We start from the raw sequence: 23,360 nt of genomic DNA, 5'->3' as shown, positions 1-23,360 counted from the left end.
AAGGAGTCCGTGATGCCGTCGTTGACGAACATCACCCCGTGCCTCTGGTTCGACATGACCGGCCAGCAGGCCGCCGAGTTCTACTGCTCGGTGTTCCCCAACTCCAAGATCACCCACACCACCCACTACGGCCCGGACATGCCCGTCGCCGAGGGGGAAGTCATGACCGTCGAGTTCGAACTCGACGGCGTCCCGTTCACCGCGCTCAACGGCGGCCCGGACTTCAAGTTCTCCGAGGCGGTGTCGTTCCAGGTCAGCTGCCATGACCAGGCCGAGGTCGACCGCTACTGGGACACCCTCACCGAGGGCGGCGAACCAGGCCCCTGCGGCTGGCTGAAAGACAAGTTCGGCCTGTCGTGGCAGATCATCCCGACCCGCCTCATCGAACTCACCAATGACCCGGACGCGGGCCGAGCGGGCCGCGCGACCCAGGCCATGATGAAGATGAGCAAGATCGACATCGCCGAGCTCGAACGAGCCGCCGACGGCTGACGCACCGGTCTGCCGGATTAGTCGGCCTTGGTTTCCGGCGGGTCGAAGCTCTCCGGCACCCGCTTCAGGTGCTTCGTCATCGAGCGGATCAGGAACGCCACCGCGACGAAGAACAAGATCAGGATAAGGAAGCCCAGCGGCGAGGACTTGCCGAAGTCCTCGCCCTGACCGCCGGGGTCGGCGGGCGTCGGCGGGGCCGTCTGGGTCAGCGCGACGGTCTCGAAAACAGGACGGGCGATCACAGGGACACCTTCTCCGCGACGCCCGCGAACAGGTCGTCCTCAGGCAGCGTGCTGTCGACCAGCGAACGGACCAGCTCGTAGTCCTCGTGCGGCCACACCGACCGCTGGATCTCCAGCGGGACGGCGAACCAGCGGCTGTCCGGGTCGATCTGGGTGGCGTGCGCGAGGAGCGCGGCGTCGCGGACCTCGAAGTAGTCGGCGCACTCGATCTTGGTGGTGACGCGGTCGTTGATGTCGCCGCTGTCCGGCTTCCAGTTGTCCAGCCACTCGCCGTACGGCGACTCCAGGCCCGCGGCCAGCAGTGCCTCGTGCATCACGACCAGGCGCTTACGGGAGAAGCCGTGCATGTAGTACAGCTTCAGCGGCGCCCACGGCTCGCCTGCCGCCGGGTACAACTCGGGGTCGCCCGCGGCGTCGAACGCGGCGATGGAGACCTCGTGGCAGCGGATGTGGTCCGGGTGCGGGTAGCCGCCGTTCTCGTCGTAGGTGATGATCACGTGCGGCTTGAACTCGCGGATGGCCTCGACCAGCGGCGGGACCGACTCCTCCAGCGGGACCAGCGCGAAGCAGCCCTCCGGCAGCGGCGGCTTCGGGTCGCCCTCGGGCAGGCCGGAGTCGACGAAGCCCAGCCAACGGTGCTGGACGCCGAGGATCTCGGCGGCCTTGGCCATCTCGGCGCGGCGGACGGCGGGGATGTCGGCGAGGACCTCGGGGCGGTCCATCGCGGGGTTGAGGATGTCGCCGCGCTCACCGCCGGTGCAGGTGACGACCATGACCTCGTGCCCCTCGGCCACGTACTTCGCCATCGTGGCGGCGCCCTTGCTCGACTCGTCGTCGGGATGGGCGTGCACTGCCATCAGGCGCATCTTCTCGGCCATGACCTCTCTCTGCCCCCTCGCGTCCGGTGTCCCGCGCTTGGCGGATACTTCGACCCGAACAGATGAAACGCGTCGCGGTGGGTCCATTGTTCCCGCCGGTCGGAGAACCGCGCACAGGAGGTCCCCGGATGGCCGTGGCCGGTCACGCACTGCCCGAGGGCCGCTACGGGAAGGCGCCCGCCCGCAGGTCCCGCCGCGCGACCGCCCTGCTGGTCGCGGCCGGTCTGGCCGTCGGCGGCGTGGTCGCCTACCTGGGCTACAAGAATCTGGGCACGGCGCCGATCGAGGCCGAGCGGACGTCGTTCGCGAACCTGCCGGACAACAAGATGCGGCTGGTGTTCGACCTCACCCGCCAAACCCCCGATCGGGCGGCGGTGTGCATCGTCCGCGCCCGCACCCTCGACGGCGGCGAGGGCGGGCGGCGGGAGGTCTACATCGCCCCCGGCCCGACTCGCGTGCAGGTGACGACGGTCATCACCAGTTCGGCCGAACCAGTGACGGCCGACATCTTCGGGTGCTCGTACCAGGTGCCGGAATACCTGTCCACCACACAGCCGCCAACGGGGTGAACTGAGTCCTTAACAGCCTCAAATCGGACAAAACGGTCAGGTTAGCACGCCTGTTCGTGGTAAGCTCGTCTACCTGCACGGCCCCTAGGCGGGCCGTGTTTTTCCATTCCGGGCGCGCTCGCCAGCCCGGGGCTGCCGGCCCGTAACCACGGGCCCGGAGTACGACGAGGAGTTGGTGACCGTGAGCGACACCCAGGTGACCTGGTTGACCCAGGAGGCCTACAACCGGCTCAAGCACGAGCTCGACGAGCTGATTGAGAACCGCCCGGTCATCGCGCAGAAGATCAACACCAGCCGGGAGGAAGGTGACCTCAAGGAGAACGGGGGTTACCACGCCGCCCGCGAGGAGCAGGGCCAGCAGGAGGCCCGGATCCGCCACCTCCAGGAGCTGCTGCGCGGCGCCAAGGTCGGCGAGGCCCCCACCGTGGACGGCGTCGCCCAGCCCGGCATGGTGTTGACGGTTCGCTATGGGGACGACGACGAGGAGCAGTTCCTGCTCGCCACTCGGGAAGAGGGCGGCGAGGGCGGGCTGGAGGTCTACTCGCCGGAGTCCCCGCTGGGTCGCGCCTTGCTCGGTGCCAAGGAGGGCGAGACCCGGGAGTACGCGCTGCCCAACGGCAAGATCCAGAAGGTCGCGCTGATCAAGGCGGTCCCGTACAGCGGCTGACTCTGACGCCCTGACAGTCCTGGCCGCCGGTGGGCACCCCCACCGGCGGCCTTGTCATTGGCGGACATTCCCCACCGATGCAGGTCTGGATTGGCGGGCTACATAAGAGTAGCCTTATATTCGCTCATGTCCGCATGGGAGATCCAGCTGCACGCCGAGGTCGACAGATGGTTTGGGGATCTGGTCAAGGATGATCCCGAGACTGCAGACCTGGTCGAGCAAGCCATCGACATGCCGGCGGAGGCTGGACCAACTCTCGGCAGACCGCTCGTTGACCGGATCAAGGGGTCGAAGTACCACAACATGAAGGAACTGCGCCCCGCTTCATCGGGTGGCAGCGAGGTCCGGACTTGTTTGCCTTCGATCCGGCGAGACAAGCGATCCTGCTTGTCGCAGGCGACAAAGCTGGGAGTTGGACGCGGTGGTACACGGCGAACGTTCCTGTGGCGGACGAGCGGTACTCGCTGCATCTGCGGAACATGGAAGGGGGGTTTGACCGATGACGAGGTCATGGAAAGACGCAAAAGCCGACAAGGCCGCTCATGACGAGTCGAGCGGGCGCGACATGGACACCGCGCGGGCCGAGGCACGCACCCGAACGCAGGCATTCGTCCTCGACTTCCGGCTCGCCAAGCTCCGCAAAGAGATCGGTGTCTCGCAGGCCGAGATCGCCGAGCGCATGGGCGTCAGTCAGCCTCGGGTCAGCCAGCTCGAGAACGGTGATGTCGGCCAGATGGAAGTCGACACCCTGAGCCGGTACGTCAGGGCCTTGGGCGGGAAGTTGAAGCTTGTCGCCGACTTCGAAGATCATGGCGTCACCGTGACCGCGCCGGAGATCGATCGCGAGCGGCTCAACATCTGACCACGCACCAGGTTAGGCCGTTTCGATCTTTACCGGTCACCATCCCGGTGAAAGCCTCATGGTCGTGTCCGACCATCAGATCGACGTCCCCGTCAAGCTGCCCAAGAAGGTCGCGGGCAAGGTCGACGAGCTTCGCCTCGGGAACCTGATCGCCGCTCTCAAGCACCCCAACCGCAGGATGCACGCGATCTTCTGGTGGTCGGGGTTCCTCGTCTTCTTCGTCCCCATCGCCATCTCGCCGTTCGTGTCGACGGCGGATGCCGGGCGGACGGCCGTCAACGTCGTCATCTTCGGGCTCATCAGCGTCCCGTTCGCGTTCATGGCGATCGGCGCCGTCACGCGGCAGGGGTTCTACCTGTTCGAGCAGGGCATCGTGGTGACGCGGTCGTCCGGCATGGTCCGGTTCGCGTCGACGTGGCGGGACGTCGACGGGGTCTACGCCGAGCTCTACCAGTTCCAGCTGATCATCCTGTTCTGGGCGCTGCCCCGCCGCTACAACTGCAGCATCGTCACCCGCACCGGCAAGCGCATCAAGTACTACGAGGTGCAGGGCAAGGTCGCTGTCACCCCGATCGCGCAGGCGCTGCACGAAGCCGCCAGTTAGCCGACGATCCGGTCCAGCAGTGGCCGCACGCGCATCGGGACCGGGGTCGACAGGGCGATCGACGTGGACGTGCGGCCGACCCACTCGACGTTGACCACCCGGTCGATCACGCGCTGCAGGTCGGCGTTGTCGCGGGCCACCATGCGGACCAGCAGGTCGCCCTGGCCGGTGGTGGCGTGTACCTCGCACACCTCCGGGATCGCGCTCAGGCGTTGGGCGACCTCCGTGCGCTTGCCCTGGGCGATCTCCAGCACCGCGAACGCCGTCAGGCCGTAGCCCATCGCGGCCAGATCGAGCTTCGGGGGGAAGCCGCCGAGGATGCCGCGGCGTTCCAGGCGGTCCATTCGGGCCTGCACGGTGCCGCGCGCCACGCCGAGTCTGCGTGAGCATTCGAGCACGCCGAGGCGCGGTTCGTCGGTGAGCAGCAGGAGCAGTCGCGCATCGAGTACGTCCAGCTCCGCTCCGTGATCATCAGACACGCCGTCGCCTCCTGGTCACAGTGTCCAACTTGTCTCTGTGAAAGCTGTGAACACTGGTCAAGTTGTCCTGTGAAACAACCAACTATTGCACACCCTGCCTCATCGACACATGCTCAGAAATACCGCAAGAAAGAAGACGCAGGAGGACGCGATGACGGGGACACTCGGCCGCAGCGAACTGGGGATGGACGAGGTCAGCTACGACCAGCTGCGCCAGCTCGTCGGCCTTGTCGACTACGACGAGAGCCGGGACCCGTTCCCGGTGAACGCCATGGACGCGGTGGTCTTCGTCGTGGGCAACGCCACGCAGACCGCGCTGTTCTACCAGGCCGCTTTCGGCATGACGCTGGTCGCCTACTCAGGCCCGGAGACCGGCAACTTCGACCACAAGTCGTTCGTGCTGAAGTCCGGCTCGGCCCGCTTCGTCATCAAGGGCGGTGTGCGCCCGGACAGCCCGCTGCTCGACCACCACCGCGAGCACGGCGACGGCGTCGTCGACCTGGCCCTGGAGGTGCCCGACGTCGACAAGTGCGTCGAGCACGCCCGCGCCACCGGCGCCACCATCCTCGAGGAGCCGCACGACGTCTCCGACGAGCACGGCACCGTGCGCACCGCCGCGATCGCCACCTACGGCGTCACCCGCCACACCCTGGTCGACCGGTCCCGCTACAGCGGGCCGTACCTGCCGGGCTATGTCGCCAAGGAAGGCTCGCTGGAGCGTCCGACCGACGCCCCGAAGCGCCTGTTCCAGGCCGTCGACCACTGCGTCGGCAACGTCGAGCTCGGCAAGATGGACTACTGGGTCGACTGGTACAACCGCGTCATGGGCTTCGTGAACATGGCGGAGTTCGTCGGCGACGACATCGCCACCGAGTACTCCGCGCTGATGAGCAAGGTGGTGTCCAACGGCAACCACCGCGTCAAGTTCCCGCTCAACGAGCCGGCGATCGCGAAGAAGAAGTCGCAGATCGACGAGTACCTGGAGTTCTACGGCGGCCCCGGCTGCCAGCACATCGCCCTGGCCACCAACGACATCATCAAGACGGTCACGGCGATGCGCGCGGCGGGCGTGGAGTTCCTCGACATCCCCGACAGCTACTACGAGGACCCGGAGCTGCGCGCCCGCATCGGCGAGGTCCGGGTGCCGATCGACCTGCTGAAGGAGAACCAGATCCTGGTCGACCGCGACGAGGACGGCTACCTGCTGCAGATCTTCACCAAGCCGATCGGCGACCGCCCCACGGTGTTCTACGAGATGATCGAGCGCCACGGCTCGCTGGGCTTCGGCAAGGGCAACTTCAAGGCCCTGTTCGAGGCCATCGAGCGTGAGCAGGAGCGCCGCGGCAACCTCTGACCGCGCTCCGTTCAGGTTTGTGGGTCCTGACCGCCACCAGCGGGCAGGACCCACACCTGTTTGCGGCACAGGACGGCTGTCGTGTTGAGGATGTCGGCGAGTTCGGCCCACGGGCAGCCGTCGGGTCCTTCGGTGGTGGCGCGGACGACGAGTTCGCTGATCTTGTTTCGCAGCAGGACAAGCGCGGTGACGAGGTCGTGCTGCTCGACGGTGAGGAAGTCAGCCACGCTTGGCGGCCCACATGTCGGCGAAGTGGCGCAGGAGGTCGTCGTCGGACCAGTCGCCGTGGTGGACGGGGATGGCGTCGGCGAGGGGTTGGGGTCCTTCGAGGACGGGTCGGGGTAGTTCGTCTTTGAGGATGAAGTAGCGGCGTTGTTCGACGCAGGTGCCGCGGAAGACGGCGATGTAGCGGTCTCCTTTGGCCCAGCGGAAGGTGTGGCCGTGGGCGTACAGGCGGGAGCAGGCGGTTGCCCCGGTGTACGGGTGGGTCAGACCCTGGATCTGCATAGGACAACTGTCGCGGCCGGAAACCGGTGTCGGAAGCAGAAACGAGACCGACGATCATGCGGTGGCCGACTACATCGCCGCCCTGCGCCCGCCGGAGGACTTGATCACCGAACCGGTGAGATTCCCGCCGCGAGCGGAGCCGGATTCCGAGTGGGCGCGAAACGACATCGATCTTGGCCACGTGGCGTGCCGGGGTACCGGAGCGATGACGTGACTGAGGGTGCTCGGCCGTCGGCGCTGTGCGTTCTCCTCAGCTGGTACTCAGGTAAGACCGCGTTCGGCCAGGTACTCTCGTTCGCGGTAACCGTGTGGGGAGTGTTTGGGATGGCTTTGGGATCTCGGCGGACTGGCATCGCCTCGCTGGTGGCGGGGTTGGGTGCGGCCGCGGCGTTGGCGGGGGTGGCGGTGCTGACCGTCAACAATGCCGCGTGCGCCGATCCGGGCCGCTACGTCTCCCACGGGACCGAGATCGAGCTGGTCGGCGGCTGTGTGAACCCCGCCGACCTGCCCGCCGCGCCCGCTGAGGACACGCCGACCCGCTCAGGTGGCGTGGTCGACCCGCTGCGTCAGGCGCCCTGACCAGAGCAGCGCGCTGACCAGCGCCAACGCCAGCCACACGTAGGCGTTGCCCGCGAGCTGTTCCAGCACGTTCCACTCCAACTCGCGGCCGTCTCGGCGCGGCAGGAACCACTGTGGGCCGGTGACGAACACGGCCGCCGCCAGTCCGGTGGCGATCCACCAGCGGCGGTGCACGAGGTAGACGAGCGCGGGCGCGATCCACACCCAGTGGTGCGACCACGACACCGGCGACACCAGCAGGCCCACCGCCGCCAAGCCAATCAGCGCGCCCACGTCGTCCCCGGCCGCGCGCAGCCGGGCCGCCAGGACGCAGGCGGCGGCGATCAACAGAGCGGCCAAGACCGGCCACAGGGTGTCGCCGAGGGCTAATCGGTGCAGGACGCCCGCGATCGACTGGTTGGCGGCCATTTCCGGCTGGCCGATGCGGCCCGTGTCCAACAGCGCCGACGTCCAGTAGTGGACCGAGTCGCTCGGGGACAGGGCGAAGCCCAGTGCGGCGACGGCGACCGCTGTCCCGGCGGCGGTCAGCGCGGAACGCCACTCGCGGCGGGCCAGGAAGAACAGGACGAAGAACGCCGGGGTCAGCTTGATCGCGGCGGCCAAGCCGATCAGCAGGCCGCGCGGCCACGGGGTGCGCGGGAGCAGGCAGTCGAGGGCGACCAGGCCCATCAGGATCAGGTTGATCTGGCCGAACGTGAGGGTGTCACGGACGGGCTCCACGAGAGTGCCCACCAGGACGGCGACCACCATGGCGACCGTGCCCGCGCCTAACCGCCGTGCGGCTAGCCAGGCCGTCGCGCCGAGGGCGGCCAATCCGGCGGCGCTGAACACGGTGATCGCCAGCCAGCGTGGGACTGCGGCCAGCACGGAGAACAGGACCGCGGCGATCGGCGGGTAGGTGAAGCCGAGGGGTCTCGGCGACACGGTCTCGCCGAATTCCGGGCCATACAACGACAATCCGTCGAGCCAGGCCCGGCCGCCCGCGCGGTAGACGTCGATGTCCTCGAAGTGGCGGTCGGTCAGGAAGGCCGCGACTGTCGCCGCCGCCCACGCCAGGAACACCACGACCACATGACCATCGCGGTGGAGTCTGTCGATGGTCATGTGGTCGTGGTGGCCCGAACTAGAGCGCCGAGACGAGGTCTTGGATCAGGTCGGCGCCGTCCTCGATGCCGACCGACAGGCGGACCAGGTCGGCGGGGACCTGCAGCGGCGAGCCCGCCGTGCTGGCGTGCGTCATCCGGCCCGGGTGCTCGATGAGCGACTCGATGCCGCCGAGCGACTCGGCCAGGGTGAACAGCTTCGTGCGCGCCACCAGGTCGAGCGCGGCCTGCTCCCCCGCGGCGACGGTGAACGAGACCATGCCGCCGAAGCGGCGCATCTGCTTGGCCGCGACCTCGTGGCCGGGGTGCTCGCTCAGGCCCGGGTAGTAGACCTTGCCGATCTTGTCGCTGCGCAGCAGGGTCTCGACGATGCGTTCGGCGTTGTCGCTGTGCTTCTCCATCCGCAGCGCCAGCGTCTTGGCGCCGCGCAGCGTCAGCCACGAGTCGAACGGGCCGGGGACGCCGCCCGCCGAGTTGCGCAGGAACGCGAACGCCTCGTTGAGCGCGCTGTCGGACGTCACCAGCGCGCCGCCGACCACATCGGAGTGGCCGCCGAGGTACTTCGTCGTCGAGTGCAGGACCACGTCGGCGCCGAGGGCGAGCGGGGTCTGCAGGTACGGGGTGGCGAAGGTGTTGTCGATGACCAGCTTGGCGCCCGCCTCGGCCGAGATGGCCGCGAGCGCGGCGATGTCGGCGATGCCGAGCAGCGGGTTCGTCGGCGTCTCCGACCAGATCACCTTCGTGTTCGGCCGGACCGCCGCGCGGGTGGCGTCGAGGTCGTGCAGATCGGCGGCGGTGTACTCGACGCCCCAGAGGGTGAGGACCTTGTCGATGAGCCGGAAGGTGCCGCCGTAGGCGTCGCTGCCGAGGACGATGTGGTCGCCCGGCCTGGTCATGCTGCGCAGCGCCGTGTCCGTCGCCGCCATCCCGGAGGCGAACGCGAGCGCGTGCGCACCGCCTTCGAGGGCCGCGAGGGCGCCTTCGAGGGCCGTCCTGGTGGGGTTGGCGGTGCGGGAGTACTCGTACCCCTCACGCAGCCCGCCGACGCCGTCCTGGGCGAAGGTGGAGGTCTGGTAGATCGGCACGATCACCGCGCCGGTGCGCGGATCGGGTTCCTGCCCCGCGTGGATCGCCCGGGTCTCGAAACCCCAGCGGGTGAAGTCGTCAGCCATGGCACAAGGCTACGGCTCAGGCGCCCGCTCGCGCCTGCCGCGTCGGGCGACTGTGGACAAGTCCGAAGACTGTGGACAAACAGTGGGCCCCAGCCGAATCGGCTGGGGCCCACTGGAATGAACTAGATCACCACTGCTGCGGCGGCTGCTGCCCACCCTGCGGCGGCTGGCCGAACCCCGGCGGCGGGGTCTGCGGCTGCTGGCCGTAGCCCTGCGGCGGCTGCCCGAAGCCGGGCGGCGGGGTCTGCGGCTGGCCGAAGCCCTGCTGCGGCTGCCCGAAACCCTGCTGCTGCGGCGGCTGCTGGCCGAAGCCCTGCTGCGGCTGCCCGAAGCCCTGCTGCGGCTGCTGCCCGAACCCAGGCGGCGGCGGGCTGAACCCGGTCGCGCCCAGCGGCGGGGCCGAGTACAGGTACGCCCTGGTCTGCGGGAAGAACGCCATGGCGCCCGCGGCCGCGATGATCAGGCCGAAGAGCAGCGGGGTGACGATCCGGCCCGCGAAGCTGTAGGCCGAGCCGTTGATGATCGCGGCGATGAAGACCGCCGCACCGCCGCCCGCGATGAGGAAGTGGTTGATGTTGCCCTTCTTCAGGAAGAGCATCACCGCACCCGCGATGGCCGCAACCGCGCCCACGATCTGCAGGATGGAGAAGATCACCCCGGTGCCGCCACCAGTGGTGGCGCTGCTGACGGAAGCCTCACACTGCGATCGGAACTGACCGCTCAGCCCCTCACAGGCATCCGAAGCGGACGGGATGCTGGAGAAGTCCGACAGCAGGCTGATACCCATGATCGCGGTGATCAGGCCGAGCACCGCCACCACGCCGAGCACGATCATCGAGATCATGCCGGTGTTCGGGGCCTGGCCGCCGAACTGCGGCGCGGCGCCGAGGCCGGGCTGGTGGCCGAAGCCGCCCTGCGGCGGCGGGTAGCCGCCGGGCTGCTGGCCGAACCCACCCTGCGGCGGCCCGCCGAAGCCACCCGGCTGCTGCTGGAAGCCAGGCTGGCCGAACTGCTGCTGCGGCTGGCCGAAGCCGCCGGGAGGCGACTGCGGCTGGCCCGGAGGCGCGTACGGCGGGTTCTGCGGGACCGAGCCGGGCGGCACCATCTGCGTCGCCTCGCCCTGGCCGGGGGCGCCTGCGGGCGGCGTCTGGCCGGGGCGGACGACCTGCGTGCGGTCACTGCCGTCGTCCTCGGTGCCGGGGACGGGCTGACCGGGGCGGATCGCCTGGGTCCGCTCGACGCCGTCGGCGCCGGTGGTGTCACCGGCGGCGGTGTACTGCTGCTCGGGCGCCGGGTAGCCGGGCTGATCCTGGCTGGGCCACTGCTGGGGCGGTCCGCCCTGCCAAGGCTCGTTCGGCGGCTGGGGAGCACTCATCGGGTATCCCACCCCTTTTGACCTGGAATGTCAGCTTGCATCGCGGGTAACGCTATCGGATCAGCAACGTCACCGTGGGGTTCGGCCGCCAACCACGCCGAAGGTTTACCGCCCGGCCAGGAAACCGAGCAGGTCCTGCCTGGTCACGACCCCGGCGGGCTTGCCGTCGATCAGCACCAGCGCGCCGTCTGCCGCCGACAGGGCGTGCATGGCGGCGCTGACCTGCTCACCCGCGCCGATGGTGGGCAGCGGCGGGGACATGTGCTGGTCGACGCGGTCGGCCAGGGCTGCCTTGCCCGCGAACAGGGCGTCGAGCAGGTCGCGCTCGTTGACCGCGCCGACGACCTCGGCGGCCATGACGGGCGGCTCGGCGTTGACCACCGGCATCTGGCTGACGCCGAACTCGCGCAGGACGGCCACCGCGTCGGCGACCGTCTCGCTCGGGTGGGCGTGGATGAAGTCCGGGACCGCGGTGCCCGAGGCGCTCTTGCGGCGGAGCACGTCGCCGACGGTGGCGCCGGAGTGCTCGGGCGGCAGGAAGCCGTACTGGGCCATCCACGAGTCGTTGAACACCTTCGACAGGTAGCCGCGGCCGCTGTCGGGCAGCAGCACGACCACCACGTCGTCCGGGCCGAGGCGCGAGGCCAGGCGCAGCGCGGCGGCGGCCGCCATGCCGCACGAGCCGCCCACCAGCAGGGCCTCCTCGCGGGCGAGCTTGCGGGTGATGTCGAAGGACTCCGCGTCGGAGACGGCGATGATCTCGTCGACGATCGTGCGGTCGTAGGCGGTCGGCCAGAAGTCCTCGCCGACGCCCTCGACCAGGTACGGGCGGCCGGAGCCGCCGGAGTAGACCGAGCCCTCCGGGTCGGCACCGATGATCTTGACCCGGCCCTCGGAGATCTCCTTGAGGTAGCGGCCGGTGCCCGAGATGGTGCCGCCGGTGCCGACGCCCGCCACGAAGTGGGTGATCTTGCCCTCGGTCTGGCGCCACAGCTCGGGGCCGGTCGAGTAGTAGTGGCTCAGCGGGTTCTCGAGGTTGGAGTACTGGTCGGGCTTCCATGCGCCGTCGATCTCGCGGACCAGCCGGTCGGAGACGTTGTAGTACGAGTCCGGGTGCTCGGGCGCGACGGCGGTCGGGCAGACCACGACCTCGGCGCCGTAGGCCTTGAGGACGTTGCGCTTGTCCTCGCTGACCTTGTCGGGGCAGACGAACACGCACTTATAGCCCCGCCGCTGGGCGACCATGGCCAGGCCGACGCCGGTGTTACCCGACGTGGGCTCGACGATCGTGCCGCCGGGCCGCAGCGCGCCGGACTTCTCGGCCGCGTCGATCATGCGCACGGCGATGCGGTCCTTCACGCTGCCGCCGGGGTTGAAGTACTCGACCTTAGCCAGCACCGTCGGGGCCAAGCCGTGCGCGAGCGTGTTCAGCTTGACCAGCGGCGTGTCACCGACGAGGTCGGAGATGTGGTCGACGTACTGCACCGGGGCTCCTTCGATGGGTCTCATGCACAGAACCTTCCGGGTCAGCCTATCCGCCGACACGTATCCGAACGCGAGATTGCTGTCTCCTGATGCGTAAGGAACCAATGGGTTACGCGATACGTCTTGTATCCACCACCGGAGGGGAGGCAGCGATGGTCGGGATTCGGACTCTGCGGATGGCCGCGGTGGCCGCCGGATCGGTCGGGGGGCTGTCCGGCGCCGCCTACACCCTGCTCAACACCCAGTCGCGGCAGGCGCGGTCGGTCATCGGCGTGCCGCGTGACCTGCCGTTCAACGCCGACGGCGTGTACCGGCCGGACGGCACCGGGCCGGTGGCGCTGTCGACGACCGACGTGCTCACCTTCGCCATGTTCGGCGACTCCAGCGCGGCGGGCCTCGGCGCCGAGTCCGCCGACCGGCTGCCGGGGGTCGTGCTGGCCAAGGGGCTGGCCGCCAGGTCGGGCAGGCCAGTGCGGTTGGTCACCCACGCGGTGAGCGGGTCGCGCACGGCGGACCTGGTCGCCCAAGTGGACGCGGCGCTGGAGTTGACGCCGGACGTCGCCCTGATCTTCATCGGCGGCAACGACGTCACCGCGAAGATGCGGATCGGCACGTCGGCGGCGCTGCTGGCCGCGCAGGTGCGCAGGCTGACCGAGGCCGGGACCGCGGTCGTCGTGGGGACCTGCCCCGACCTGGGCTCGATCCGGCCGATCCCGCAGCCGCTGCGCGCGGTCGCGCAGCGCTGGAGCCGGGCGCTGGCCCGCGCGCAGGGCCGGGAACTGGGAAAGACGATGGCGACGGCGGTGCCGCTGGCCGCGCTGCTGAGCCCGGCGTTCTACGAGCGGCCGGAGGAGCTGTTCAGCCCGGACCGCTTTCATCCCAACGGCGAGGGCTACGCCATGGCCGCCGATGTGATCCTCGCCCCGCTGTGTGCGGCGGCGGGTGTGTGGGAAGGTGCGGAGAGCGGCTGAGCGACGGCGCTCACATCGCGGCTCAGCAGCGGCGCCGTGGGTTACCCAGGAGTAACCTCCGGCCTGTACCTGCGACATCGCGAAGGAGTCCGCCATGCCAGAGGCTGTCATCGTCTCCGCTGTCCGATCCCCGATCGGACGCGCCGGGAAGGGGTCGCTGGTCGACATCCGCCCGGACGACCTCACCGCGCAGATGATCCGCGCCGCCCTGGACAAGGTGCCCGCGCTCGACCCCACCGAGATCGACGACCTGATGCTCGGCTGCGGCCTGCCCGGCGGCGAGCAGGGCAACAACCTGGGCCGGATCGTCTCGGTCCTGCTCGGCTACGACCACCTGCCCGGGTGCACGGTCACCCGCTACTGCGCGTCCTCGCTGCAGACCACCCGCATGGCGCTGCACGCGATCAAGGCGGGCGAGGGCGACGTGTTCATCTCCGCCGGTGTGGAGACGGTGTCGCGGTTCGTCAAGGGCAGCTCCGACTCGTGGCCGGACACGCACAACCCGATCTTCGAGGAGGCCGAGGCCCGCACGAAGTCGGTCGCCGAGAGCGGCGCGAGCGAGTGGGTCGACCCGCGCCAGTCCGGGATCGTGCCGGACGCCTACATCGCGATGGGCCAGACCGCGGAGAACCTGGCGCTGCTCAAGGGCGTCACCCGTGAGGACATGGACCACTTCGGCGTGCGGTCGCAGAACCTGGCCGAGCAGGCGATCAAGGACGGCTTCTGGGCCCGCGAGATCACCCCGGTGACGCTGCCCGACGGCCGCGTGGTCGACACCGACGACGGCCCGCGCCCGGGCATCACCTACGAGAAGACGGCGACGCTGAAGCCGGTCTTCCGCCCCGACGGCCGCGTGACCGCGGGCAACTGCTGCCCGCTGAACGACGGTGCGGCGGCCCTGGTGATCATGTCGGACACGAAGGCGAAGCAGCTGGGCCTGACCCCGCTTGCGCGCATCGTGTCGACCGGCGTGTCGGGTCTGTCGCCGGAGATCATGGGGCTCGGGCCGGTGGAGGCGTCCAAGCAGGCGCTCGCGCGGGCCGGGCTGACCATCGGCGACATCGACCTGGTGGAGATCAACGAGGCGTTCGCGGCGCAGGTGCTGCCGTCGGCCCGCGACCTCGGGGTCGACGAGGACAAGCTGAACATCAACGGCGGCGCGATCGCGGTCGGCCACCCGTTCGGCATGACCGGCGCGCGCATCGCCACGACGCTGATCAACTCCCTCCAGTGGCACGACAAGCAGTTCGGCCTGGAGACGATGTGCGTCGGCGGCGGCCAGGGCATGGCGATGGTGCTGGAGCGTCTCAGCTAGGAACGGCGGTTTTCGGCCCTCGCCCGCGATCAGCGGGCGGGGGCCGCGTCATGCTGGAGCCATGTCGGACGTCACCGCCGCGGAGCGGGCACTGCACCGCCGAACCGCGCTGGCCTGCGCGGCGGCGGAAGGCGTGGCGGGCAGCTTCCGCGTGTGGGAGTTCGCGGGGCTGTTGGCGGTGTCGGCCACGGACCCCGCGTTGGCCTTCCTCTCGACGGTGTCCGGAGTCACGCCGGAGACCGAGCCCGCGGCGACCGAGGCGGGGTTTGTGCGTGCGGCGGACCGCATGCTGGCGACGAGGCGACTGAACGACCTGCCTGCCCTGTCCCCGGATGTGGTCGACGCCGATGACGTCGAGACGTTCTCGCGTGTGCTGCTGGCCGGGTACGAGGTGGACGGGGTGGTCGCCGCGTTCATCGGCGCCGAGCACCGGATGCCTGGGATGCGCCGGTTCCTTGTGATCGAACGCGGAACGCCGATCGCCGCCGCGGCCATGACCATCCATGGCGGTGTCGCCGTGCTCGGGAGCGCGTCGACCCTGCCCGCGCACCGGGGAAAGGGCGCGCAGTCGCGCTTGCTCCAACGCCGACTCCAGGTGGCCGCGCGGGCCGGGTGCGGGCTGGCGGTCGCGACAGCCAGTCCGGACTCGACCAGCGAGGCCAATCTCCGCCGGGCCGGTTTCACCGTCCACCGGCGCGCGACCTGGCGGCGTCAGTGACACACGAGAAGGGGCGCCTCCGTCATGAACCGCTCCCCGGAAGTTGGACTGGTAATCCAGTTCCGACTCTCGGGGAGCGGTTTGGTGTATCCAGGTAGTTCGTTGTCGGAGCGGCAGCGGGAGTCCGCTGTGGCGTTGTTTGAGGCCGGATATGGCGTGGACGTGGTCGCGACCCGGTTGGGTGTGTCGCGGACCGCGGTGCGACGCTTGCGTGATCGTTGGAGGCTGCGGGGCGCGGGAGCGCTGGTGATGATGTCGGGCAAGCGCTCGTTCACGTTCGAGTTCAAGCTCGAGGTGGTGCGCCGGTTCGTCGATGGTGAGGCGACCGCGTCGGAGTTGGCGCGTGAGCACGAGCTGTCCTCGCCCAAGCTGGTCGAGACCTGGGTGCGGGCGTATCGGCGCGACGGCGAGGAGGCGTTGCGGCCCAAGCCGAAGGGCCGGCCCGCGGCGGCCGCGGATTCCTCAGAGCTCAGCGAGTTGGAACGGTTGCGGGCCGAGAACCTGGAGTTGTCGGCGAAGGTGGCGTTCCTGGAAAAATTGCGGGCCTTGAGGGAGCAGGGGCGAGGGTGAGAACCCAGGTCATCGCCGCCCTCAAGGCCGACTATCCGCTGCCGGTGCTGCTGGCGGCCGCCGGGCTGGCCCGCTCGACGTTCTTCTACCACCAGGCCCGGCTCACTCGGCCCGACCCGCACGCGGATCTCAAGGCCGCGATCACCGAGGTGTTCGAGGCGGCTCGTGGCCGCTACGGGCATCGGCGGGTCCACGCGATGCTGGCCCGCCAGGGCTGGCGGGTGGCCAAGAAGACCGTGCTCAAGCTGATGAACACCCTCGGCCTGGTCTGCAAGGTGCGGCGACCGCGCCGGTACCGGTCCTGGCTGGGCCAGACCGGCACGGTCGCGCCGAACGTGCTCGACCGCCATTTCACCGCGCCCGCCCCGGACACGAAGTGGGTCACCGACGTCACCGAGTTCCGCATCGGGCACCGCAAGATCTACCTGTCACCCGTGATCGACCTGTTCGACCGGTCCGTGATCGCCTACTCGCACGGCCCGTCCCCGTCGCTGGAGCTGACGAATACCTCGCTGCGCGAGGCCATCGCCACCCTCAACGCCGGGGCTAGGCCCCTGGTGCATTCCGACCAGGGTTTCCACTACCAGCACGCCTCCTGGCGCACGCTGCTGACCGACGCGGGCCTGACACAGTCGATGTCCCGGCGAGCCAACTGCCTGGACAACTCCCTCGCCGAGAACTTCTTCGGCCACCTCAAGGAAGAACTGTTCAACCACGACACCTTCGACACCGTCGAGGAGTTCACCACGGAACTCGACGACTACATCGACTGGTACAACACCACCCGCATCTCCACCACACTGAAGGGCCTGAGCCCGGTCGAATACCGAGCCCAGGCCCTCACCGCCTAGCCTTCAGTTAGCCAGTCCAACTTTCGGGGACCAGTTCATCACGGAGGCGCCCCTTCTCGTCTTGCTCAGGTCAGTCGGAGTTCAGCGCGTACAGCAGGCGCAGCATCTCCAGGTACAGCCAGACCAGGGTGGTCATCAGGCCGAACGCGACGTACCAGGCCCACTTCGACGGGGTGCCCGACCGGATCATCTGGTCGGCCATGTCGAAGTCGAGCAGGAAGTTGAACGCCGCGATGCCGATGAACAGCAGGCTGATGCCGATGGCCAGCGGGCCGTTGCCGCGGATGCCCATGTCGACGCCGAACAGGCCGAGCAGCAGGTTGATCAGCATCAGACCGGCGGCGCCGATGGTGGCGCCGATGATCCACTTGGTGAGCTTCGGGGTGACCTTCACCGCGCCGGTCTTGTAGACGACCAGCATCGTGATGAACACCAGGGCGGTGCCCAGGATGGCCTGGACGGCGATGCCCGGGACCAGGTACTCGAACACGCCGGTGATGGCGCCGAGGAAGACACCCTCGGCCGCCGAGTAGGCGAGCACCAGGGCGGGGCTGGGGTTCTTCTTGAAGATGACGACGAACGACAGGATCAGACCGACGATCATGCCGCCGATGACCAGCGGCCACGGGCTGACGGCCTTGCTCAGCACGGCGACGGCCGTGATGATGCCGACCACCAGGGCGAGGCCCAGGGTCATCGCGGTCTTGGTGACCACGTCGTCGACCGTCATCGGACGGTCGCCGGTCACGGGCGGCGCGTCGTAGCCGCCGTAGCCCGGCTGGCCCGGGTACTGCTGGGCCTGGGGCTGGAAGCCCGCGCCGTACCCGCCGACCGGCAGGTTGCGGAACGCGGGGTTGCTCGTAGAACGCACCTTGATCCTCCTGGGCCTGAATGGCGCCTTCACGGGGTTCAACGATCGACCTGGCCGACCGGTTCCCGGCTGGGTAAAACCTACTTTACCCAGAGCCGCCCGGCTGCGGGGGCAAACCTGGCGCGGCGCGCTCAGGGTAGTCGCAAGCGCCTCGTTTGAGGTGCAGGTTCGCACGACTGTGGGTCACCCGGTCCGGAATCGACACGCTCCGGTCACCAAACCGACGGACGTAGTCGCTCTACAGATGGATTGCGGCGAGCCGGAAGTCCAACCAGGCTCCGTGTCGCTGGCCGAAAAAGGCGCACCGGGAAATTACCTTGGGAGCAACCGCGCAGGCGGGTGCACGTCTGTCAGTTCGGGAGGAACAAGCCGCGTCGACAGGGTGGGAGTCGCAATGAACAGGCGCAGACGCTGGGAGATATTGGCACTCGGTATCGCGCTGATGATCACCTTTGTGACCCTGGTCGTCGTCGGTACCCAGCGGCCGGGCAGCTCGGCGAACACGCTGGTGGGGACACCCGCGCCGCAGGCGGTGCCGCACACCGACGTCGCCCCGCCGCAGTGGATGCGCAAGATCAAAGCCGGGGAGAAGCCGCCGCAATTCATCGTGTTCTCGTTCGACGGCGCCGGGTCGCACGAACACTGGCAGAAGATGCTTCCGCTCGCCCGCGGCGTCAACGCGCATTTCTCCGGGTTCCTTTCCGGAATTTACCTGCTCGACGACAGCCGCCGCGCCGAATACACCGGGCCGGGGCACAAACCGGGCAAGGCGTCGATCGGCTTCGGCGGCACCAAGAGCGATGTCACCAACCTCGTCGGCGACCTGAACCAGGCTGTCGAGCAGGGCCACGAGATCGGCACCCACTACAACGGCCACTTCTGCAAGGGCGCCGAGCCCAGCGTGGGCAAGTGGGGCGCCGACGGGTGGAACAACGAGCTCGACCAGTTCTTCAAGTTCATGGACGGCGCCCGCGACCTCGGCCTCAAGGTCGACCCGCGCACCGTCAAGGGCGGCCGCACGCCGTGCCTGGAGGGCCAGTTCAACGTCCTCATGCCGACGCTGGCCGCCCGGGACATGACCTACGACTCCAGCCAGGTCTCCGACGGGCTCGGCTGGCCGACGCAGCAGTCGGGCGTGTGGGAGTTCTTCATGCCCGCGGTGAAGGTGCCCGGCGCGAACTACCGCAAGACGATCCTCATGGACTACAACTTCTGGTTCATGCTGAACAAGGCGAAGGACGAGCCCGCCCGCGCGCCGGAGTTCACCAAGATCGCGCTGGACACCTACGAGCGCCTCTACCAGGCCGCCTACGACGGCAACCGGGCGCCGATGGTCGTCGGCAACCACTTCAACAACTGGACCGGCGGGGCGTTCATGACCGCGGTGGAGAAGTTCATGGGCTCGGCGTGCGCGAAGCCGGAGACGGTCTGCGCGACCTACACCGAGGTCATCAACTGGATGAAGCTGCAGGACCCCGCCGTGCTCGACACGTTCAGGAAGATGCCCAACGCCCAGGTCGAGCCGCCCGCCTGACGCACGATCCGGTGATGGCAACCGTCACGAGTTGCCACGGATAATGAAAACCGATACCACTAGTAGGGTCATCACCCATTCAGGAGACCTCTAGTGAAGATCGCCTTCGTCGGCAAGGGCGGCAGTGGCAAGACCACACTGGCCGCGCTGTTCCTGCGCCACCTCGCCGCCGAGCGTCCCGCGCCCGCGCTGCTCGCACTCGACGCCGACATCAACCAGCACCTCGCGGTGGCACTCGGCGCGTCCGACGCGCAGGCCGCCGCGCTGCCCACCCTCGGCGAACACCTGCCGCGGATCAAGGACTACCTGCGCGGCGACAACCCGCGCATCCTGTCCGCCGACGACATGGTCAAGACCACCCCGCCGGGCCGCGGCTCACGGCTGGTCCAGATCGACGAGGACAGCCCGCTGCACCTCGACTTCGTCCGCCCGGTCGACGGCGTGCCGCTGGCCGTGGCCGGTCCGTTCGCCGCCGACGACCTCGGGGTCGCGTGCTACCACTCCAAGGTCGGCGCGGTCGAGCTGCTGCTCAACCACATGGTCGACGGCGGCGACGAGTACGCCGTGGTCGACATGACCGCGGGCGCCGACTCGTTCGCCTCCGGCCTGTTCACCCGCTTCGACGTCACCTTCCTGGTGTGCGAGCCGACCGTGCGCAGCGTCGCGGTCTACCGCCAGTACCTGGGCTACGCGCGGGACTTCGGCGTGCGGGTGGCCGTGGTCGGCAACAAGGTCACCGACGGCGAGGACCTGGACTTCCTGCGCGACCAGGTCGGCGCCGACCTGCTGACCTGGGTCGGCCGGTCCGGGCACGTGCGCGCCGCCGAGCGCGGCGAGGTGCGGCCGATCGAGATGCTGGAGCCGGAGAACCGCGCCGCCCTGCGCGCGATGCGGGAGCTCGTCGACGGCGTCGAGAAGGACTGGCCGACCTACCAGCGGCAGGCCGTGGAGTTCCACGTGCGCAACGCCCGCGCGTGGGCGAGTTCGCGGTCGGGCCGCGATCTGGCCGACCAGGTCGACCCCGACTTCGTCCCGGGGCCGGTCGCTCTCACGCGCTGAACACCGTCCACGAAGTGGGCCGATCCGTATCAGGGTCGGCCCGCTGTCGTTTTACGACAACGACGGTCGGTGACATGCTCATGAACCGATGACTCACACCGAGAGGACGACCATGGCGACCTATTTGGTGACCGGCGCTACGGGACTCATCGGCAGGCATTTCGTGCGCGAGCTGCTCGACCGCGACGACGTCGACCGGGTGTGGCTGCTGGTGCGCGAGCAGTCTCGGGAGCGGCTCGACCGGGCCGCGCGGGACTGGCCGTCGGCCGACCGGGTGCGCACCGTCGTCGGCGACGTCTCCCAGCCGGGCCTGGGGATCGCCGACCCGGCCGAGCTGACCGGTGTCGACCACGTGGTCCACCTCGCCGCCCTCTACGACGTGACCGCCGACGACGAGACCAGCGTGACGGCCAACGTCGACGGCACCCGCCACGTGATCGACCTCGCCGCCGAGATCGGCGCCGGGTGCCTGCACCACGTGTCGTCGGTCGCGGTGGCGGGCGACTACCGGGGCAAGTTCACCGAGGACATGTTCGACGCGGGCCAGCGCCTGGTGACGGCCTACCACCGCACGAAGTTCGAGTCCGAGCGGCTGGTGCGCACGCAGAACCGGGTGCCGTGGCGGATCTACCGGCCCGCGATCGTCGTCGGCCACTCGCGGACCGGCGAGATGGACAAGATCGACGGCCCGTATTACTTCTTCTCCGCGCTGTCGCGGTTGGACGGCGTGCCGAACGTGCCGCTGGTCGTGCCCGACATCGGCGACACCAACATCGTCCCGGTCGACTACGTCGCCAAGGCCATGGCGTACCTGGTCAACCAGCCCGGCCTCGACGGGCGCGCGTTCCACCTGGTCAACCCGGAACCGCAGTCGGCGAAGGAGGTCTACAACGCCTTCGCCAAGGCCGCGGGCGCCCCGGTCGCGGCGGGCGCGCTGCCGCGGCGGCTGAGCAACCCGCTGGTCGGGCTGATCAAGTTCGCCGAGAACGTGCCCGGTGTGTCGATCGCGCGCGACGCGGTGCTCGACCGGCTGGGTATCCCGCCGGTCCTGCTGACCACGCTCACCTTTGAGCCGCGCTTCGACTCCACCGCCACCCGGACCGCGCTCGCGGGCAGCGGCATCGACGTGCCGCGGCTGGGCGACTACGCCGACGTGCTGTGGCGCTACTGGCGCGAACACCTCGACCCGTTCCGCGCACGTCGCGAGGGCCACCGCGGCGGCCTCGACGGGCGGCGCGTGGTGATCACCGGGGCGTCGTCGGGCATCGGCCGGGCGACGGCATTGAAGATCGCCGCGGCGGGCGGGGTGCCGCTGCTGGTGGCGCGGCGGGAAGCCGAACTGGAGGAGGTGCGCGCGGAGATCGCGGCGGCGGGCGGGCACGCGTTCGTCTACCCGTGCGACCTGACCGACGACGAGTCGGTGGCCAAGACGGTGTCGCGGATGCTGGCCGAGCAGCCGAGCGTGGACATGCTGGTGAACAACGCGGGCCGCTCGATCCGGCGGTCGGTGCGACTGTCCTACGACCGGATGCACGACTACGAGCGCGCCATGGCGATCAACTACTTCGGCGCGGTGCGGCTGATCCTGGCGCTGCTGCCGCACATGACCGAGCGCAAGTTCGGCCACATCGTCAACGTGTCGTCGATCGGCGTGCAGGGCATCGCGCCGCGGTTCTCGGCGTATGTGGCGTCGAAGGCGGCGCTGGACTACTTCTCCAGGATCGTCGCCACCGAGACCCACGGCGCGGGGATCACGTTCACCACGATCCACATGCCACTGGTGCGCACCCCCATGATCCGCCCGACGAAGATCTACGACGCGTTCCCGACGAAGTCACCGGAGCAGGCCGCGGACATGGTCATGGACGCGCTGTTGAACCGGCCCAAGCACATCGGCACGCCGACCGGCCAGCTGATCTCCGCGGCGTACTCGCTGGCGCCCGGCTTCGTCGACGCCGTGGCCTACCAGGGCTACCGGATCTTCCCCGACTCGACGGCGGCGGGCGGCAAGGAAGGGATCAAGGTGGGCAAGGGCGAACGCAACCTGACCGCGGCGGCGGGAGCGCTGGCCCGCCTCACCAAGGGATTCCATTGGTGAGCTCAAACTCGCTCGCGCATGACCTGCCTGGGTGATGATTCACCTGTTCGCGTGGCCGTGGTGTTGCCGTTCGGGTGAGCACCGGTAGCGTTCGGGGCATGGCTCAGGATCGGTTCACTGTCGCGCGACACGGGTATGACCGCACGCAGGTGCGCGAGTATGTCGAGAGGACAGAGGCCGACACGCTGCGCCTGGCCGCCGAACGTGACGAGGCCCGCGCCGCCGCGGCCGACATGTCGGGCAGGCTGGAGCAGGCCCGCCGCGAGATCGCCGCGCTGACCGAGCGCCTGGACAAGATCGGCACCGCCGCCGCGGCGGCCGCCGCGCCCAACGCCCAGGAGCGCGCCACCCGCGCGGTCGAGGTGGCCAAGGCCCAGGCCGCGGAGATCACCACCCGCGCCCAGGCCGCCGCCGACACGGCGTGGTCGGCCGCCGAGGAAGCATCGACGGCCCTGCGCGAGCGCTACCAGAAGCTGCTCGCCGACCTGGACCGCCAGCACGACGAGATCCACGCCAAGCATCTGTCGATCATGACCGACGCCCAGGCCAAGGTCGAGGCGATGACCACCGCCGCCGAGGCCCAGCAGCGCCAGATCGACGAACAGGCCGAACGCGACCGCCAGCGCGTCGAACAGGCTTTCCAGGAGGACATGTCCGGCAAGCGCGCCGAACTCCACCGCGAGATCGAGTCCGCCCGGGCCGCCAGCAACGAGGAGGCCCGCCGCCGCGTCCAGGAGGCGACGGACGAGGCGGACAAGCGGATCGCGGTCGCCACGAGCCACGTCGAGCGGCTGACGGCGTTGCGGGAGCAGCTGGCAGGCCGGTTGCGCGGCACGTACGACTTGCTGACGAAGAGCACGGCGCTGCTGGAGCCGCTGGAGGCCGAGGCGGAGCTGACGCCGGACTCCCCCGCCGCCCTGACCGAGAACAAGGGCGACACGACGACGCCGCTGCAGCGGCCGACTCCCCAGCAGCGGAACACGTCACCCGCGCAGTAAGTGTCCT

At 69.2% G+C, this 23,360-nt stretch carries 24 protein-coding genes and 3 pseudogenes; 17 read left to right on the top strand and 10 right to left on the bottom strand.

The window, feature by feature from the left end:
• The first annotated feature begins 12 nt into the window (after positions 1–12).
• Positions 13–492: a VOC family protein gene (locus ACSHT8_RS27265; protein ID WP_436493751.1), complete on the top strand. Its 480-nt coding sequence runs from the start codon at positions 13–15 to the stop codon at positions 490–492.
• 23 nt (positions 493–515) lie between these two features.
• Here ACSHT8_RS27265 and ACSHT8_RS27260 read toward each other — a convergent pair.
• Together ACSHT8_RS27260 and mca are read right to left on the bottom strand one after the other, a co-directional pair.
• Positions 516–731 (bottom strand): annotated as a pseudogene (locus tag ACSHT8_RS27260) (hypothetical protein); the annotation flags it as partial.
• Positions 731–1,612 (bottom strand): mycothiol conjugate amidase Mca, encoded by an 882-nt coding sequence (mca, locus tag ACSHT8_RS27255; protein WP_436493750.1) that lies wholly within the window; start codon positions 1,610–1,612, stop codon positions 731–733. The gene mca and the pseudogene ACSHT8_RS27260, both read right to left, overlap by 1 nt.
• Positions 1,613–1,740: 128 nt before the next feature.
• Here mca and ACSHT8_RS27250 point away from each other — a divergent pair, with 128 nt between their 5' ends.
• The 5 genes from ACSHT8_RS27250 to ACSHT8_RS27230 all read left to right on the top strand — a co-directional run bounded on the left by ACSHT8_RS27250 (position 1,741) and on the right by ACSHT8_RS27230 (position 4,314).
• A complete protein-coding gene (locus tag ACSHT8_RS27250; RefSeq protein WP_436493749.1) occupies positions 1,741–2,181 on the top strand; it encodes a DUF4307 domain-containing protein in 441 nt (146 codons plus the stop codon).
• A gap of 175 nt (positions 2,182–2,356) precedes the next feature.
• Entirely contained in the window at positions 2,357–2,848 is a 492-nt protein-coding gene (gene greA / locus ACSHT8_RS27245; protein ID WP_436493748.1) for a transcription elongation factor GreA, read from the top strand.
• A gap of 350 nt (positions 2,849–3,198) precedes the next feature.
• Positions 3,199–3,351 (top strand): type II toxin-antitoxin system RelE/ParE family toxin, encoded by a 153-nt coding sequence (locus tag ACSHT8_RS27240; RefSeq protein WP_436493747.1) that lies wholly within the window; start codon positions 3,199–3,201, stop codon positions 3,349–3,351.
• Between the two features lie 62 nt (positions 3,352–3,413).
• Positions 3,414–3,710, top strand: coding sequence for a helix-turn-helix domain-containing protein (locus ACSHT8_RS27235; RefSeq protein WP_436493746.1), 297 nt, complete (start codon positions 3,414–3,416; stop codon positions 3,708–3,710).
• 64 nt (positions 3,711–3,774) lie between these two features.
• Complete coding sequence (locus tag ACSHT8_RS27230; RefSeq protein ID WP_436493745.1) at positions 3,775–4,314, top strand: hypothetical protein; 540 nt, start codon at positions 3,775–3,777, stop codon at positions 4,312–4,314.
• Here the strand turns inward: ACSHT8_RS27230 and ACSHT8_RS27225 are convergent.
• Entirely contained in the window at positions 4,311–4,793 is a 483-nt protein-coding gene (locus ACSHT8_RS27225; RefSeq protein ID WP_436493744.1) for an Lrp/AsnC family transcriptional regulator, read from the bottom strand. The two genes, ACSHT8_RS27230 and ACSHT8_RS27225, sit on opposite strands and share 4 nt — an antisense overlap.
• A 151-nt stretch (positions 4,794–4,944) precedes the next feature.
• Here ACSHT8_RS27225 and hppD point away from each other — a divergent pair, with 151 nt between their 5' ends.
• Complete coding sequence (gene hppD / locus ACSHT8_RS27220) at positions 4,945–6,147, top strand: 4-hydroxyphenylpyruvate dioxygenase (RefSeq protein ID WP_436493743.1); 1,203 nt, start codon at positions 4,945–4,947, stop codon at positions 6,145–6,147.
• 11 nt (positions 6,148–6,158) lie between these two features.
• Here the strand turns inward: hppD and ACSHT8_RS27215 are convergent, their stop codons facing one another.
• Entirely contained in the window at positions 6,159–6,374 is a 216-nt protein-coding gene (locus tag ACSHT8_RS27215) for a hypothetical protein (protein ID WP_436493742.1), read from the bottom strand.
• Positions 6,367–6,654: a hypothetical protein gene (locus ACSHT8_RS27210; protein WP_436492243.1), complete on the bottom strand. Its 288-nt coding sequence runs from the start codon at positions 6,652–6,654 to the stop codon at positions 6,367–6,369. Before ACSHT8_RS27210 ends, ACSHT8_RS27215 begins: the two co-directional genes overlap by 8 nt.
• Before the next feature lie 210 nt (positions 6,655–6,864).
• On the opposite strand from ACSHT8_RS27210, the gene ACSHT8_RS27205 reads away from it, so the two are divergent.
• Complete coding sequence (locus ACSHT8_RS27205) at positions 6,865–7,233, top strand: hypothetical protein (protein ID WP_436493741.1); 369 nt, start codon at positions 6,865–6,867, stop codon at positions 7,231–7,233.
• Here ACSHT8_RS27205 and ACSHT8_RS27200 read toward each other — a convergent pair.
• The 4 genes from ACSHT8_RS27200 to ACSHT8_RS27185 form a co-directional block, all read right to left on the bottom strand.
• Entirely contained in the window at positions 7,195–8,337 is a 1,143-nt protein-coding gene (locus tag ACSHT8_RS27200; RefSeq protein WP_436493740.1) for a glycosyltransferase 87 family protein, read from the bottom strand. The genes ACSHT8_RS27205 and ACSHT8_RS27200 overlap by 39 nt on opposite strands.
• A gap of 19 nt (positions 8,338–8,356) precedes the next feature.
• A complete protein-coding gene (locus ACSHT8_RS27195) occupies positions 8,357–9,508 on the bottom strand; it encodes a cystathionine gamma-synthase (RefSeq protein ID WP_436493739.1) in 1,152 nt (383 codons plus the stop codon).
• A gap of 127 nt (positions 9,509–9,635) precedes the next feature.
• Positions 9,636–10,883 (bottom strand): hypothetical protein, encoded by a 1,248-nt coding sequence (locus tag ACSHT8_RS27190; RefSeq protein WP_436493738.1) that lies wholly within the window; start codon positions 10,881–10,883, stop codon positions 9,636–9,638.
• Between the two features lie 105 nt (positions 10,884–10,988).
• Positions 10,989–12,368 (bottom strand): cystathionine beta-synthase, encoded by a 1,380-nt coding sequence (locus tag ACSHT8_RS27185; protein WP_436502190.1) that lies wholly within the window; start codon positions 12,366–12,368, stop codon positions 10,989–10,991.
• A 152-nt stretch (positions 12,369–12,520) separates the two neighbouring features.
• Between ACSHT8_RS27185 and ACSHT8_RS27180 the strand changes: the two genes are divergently transcribed.
• The 5 genes and pseudogenes from ACSHT8_RS27180 (at position 12,521) to ACSHT8_RS27160 (ending at position 16,793) form a co-directional block, all read left to right on the top strand.
• The gene (locus ACSHT8_RS27180; RefSeq protein WP_436493737.1) at positions 12,521–13,339 is read left to right on the top strand and encodes an SGNH/GDSL hydrolase family protein; all 819 of its coding nucleotides are present in this window, start codon (positions 12,521–12,523) and stop codon (positions 13,337–13,339) included.
• Positions 13,340–13,433: 94 nt separating this feature from the next.
• Positions 13,434–14,654: an acetyl-CoA C-acetyltransferase gene (locus ACSHT8_RS27175; RefSeq protein WP_436493736.1), complete on the top strand. Its 1,221-nt coding sequence runs from the start codon at positions 13,434–13,436 to the stop codon at positions 14,652–14,654.
• 61 nt (positions 14,655–14,715) lie between these two features.
• A complete protein-coding gene (locus ACSHT8_RS27170; RefSeq protein WP_436493735.1) occupies positions 14,716–15,372 on the top strand; it encodes a GNAT family N-acetyltransferase in 657 nt (218 codons plus the stop codon).
• A 24-nt stretch (positions 15,373–15,396) separates the two neighbouring features.
• Positions 15,397–15,558: pseudogene (locus ACSHT8_RS27165) on the top strand (hypothetical protein); the annotation flags it as partial.
• Positions 15,524–16,793 (top strand): annotated as a pseudogene (locus tag ACSHT8_RS27160) (IS3 family transposase). The pseudogenes ACSHT8_RS27165 and ACSHT8_RS27160, both read left to right, overlap by 35 nt.
• A 70-nt stretch (positions 16,794–16,863) precedes the next feature.
• Here ACSHT8_RS27160 and ACSHT8_RS27155 read toward each other — a convergent pair.
• Entirely contained in the window at positions 16,864–17,664 is an 801-nt protein-coding gene (locus tag ACSHT8_RS27155; protein WP_436493734.1) for a Bax inhibitor-1/YccA family protein, read from the bottom strand.
• Positions 17,665–18,058: 394 nt separating this feature from the next.
• On the opposite strand from ACSHT8_RS27155, the gene ACSHT8_RS27150 reads away from it, so the two are divergent.
• From ACSHT8_RS27150 to ACSHT8_RS27135, 4 genes are all read left to right on the top strand, one after another.
• Positions 18,059–19,198 (top strand): polysaccharide deacetylase, encoded by a 1,140-nt coding sequence (locus ACSHT8_RS27150; protein ID WP_436493733.1) that lies wholly within the window; start codon positions 18,059–18,061, stop codon positions 19,196–19,198.
• Positions 19,199–19,291: 93 nt separating this feature from the next.
• Positions 19,292–20,257 carry an ATP-binding protein gene (locus tag ACSHT8_RS27145; RefSeq protein ID WP_436493732.1) on the top strand — a complete coding sequence of 322 codons (966 nt, stop codon included), beginning with the start codon at positions 19,292–19,294 and terminating at the stop codon, positions 20,255–20,257.
• A 112-nt stretch (positions 20,258–20,369) separates the two neighbouring features.
• Positions 20,370–22,355, top strand: a complete 1,986-nt coding sequence (locus tag ACSHT8_RS27140) for an SDR family oxidoreductase (protein WP_436493731.1) — start codon at positions 20,370–20,372, stop codon at positions 22,353–22,355.
• Between the two features lie 98 nt (positions 22,356–22,453).
• Positions 22,454–23,353, top strand: a complete 900-nt coding sequence (locus ACSHT8_RS27135; RefSeq protein ID WP_436493730.1) for a hypothetical protein — start codon at positions 22,454–22,456, stop codon at positions 23,351–23,353.
• Positions 23,354–23,360 lie beyond the last annotated feature (7 nt).

This window comes from Actinokineospora sp. HUAS TT18 (genome assembly GCF_051364635.1).
Lineage (GTDB): Bacteria > Actinomycetota > Actinomycetes > Mycobacteriales > Pseudonocardiaceae > Actinokineospora.
The sequence above is the reverse complement of the archived record's forward strand: the minus strand, read 5'-3'. Positions and strand labels throughout refer to the sequence as shown.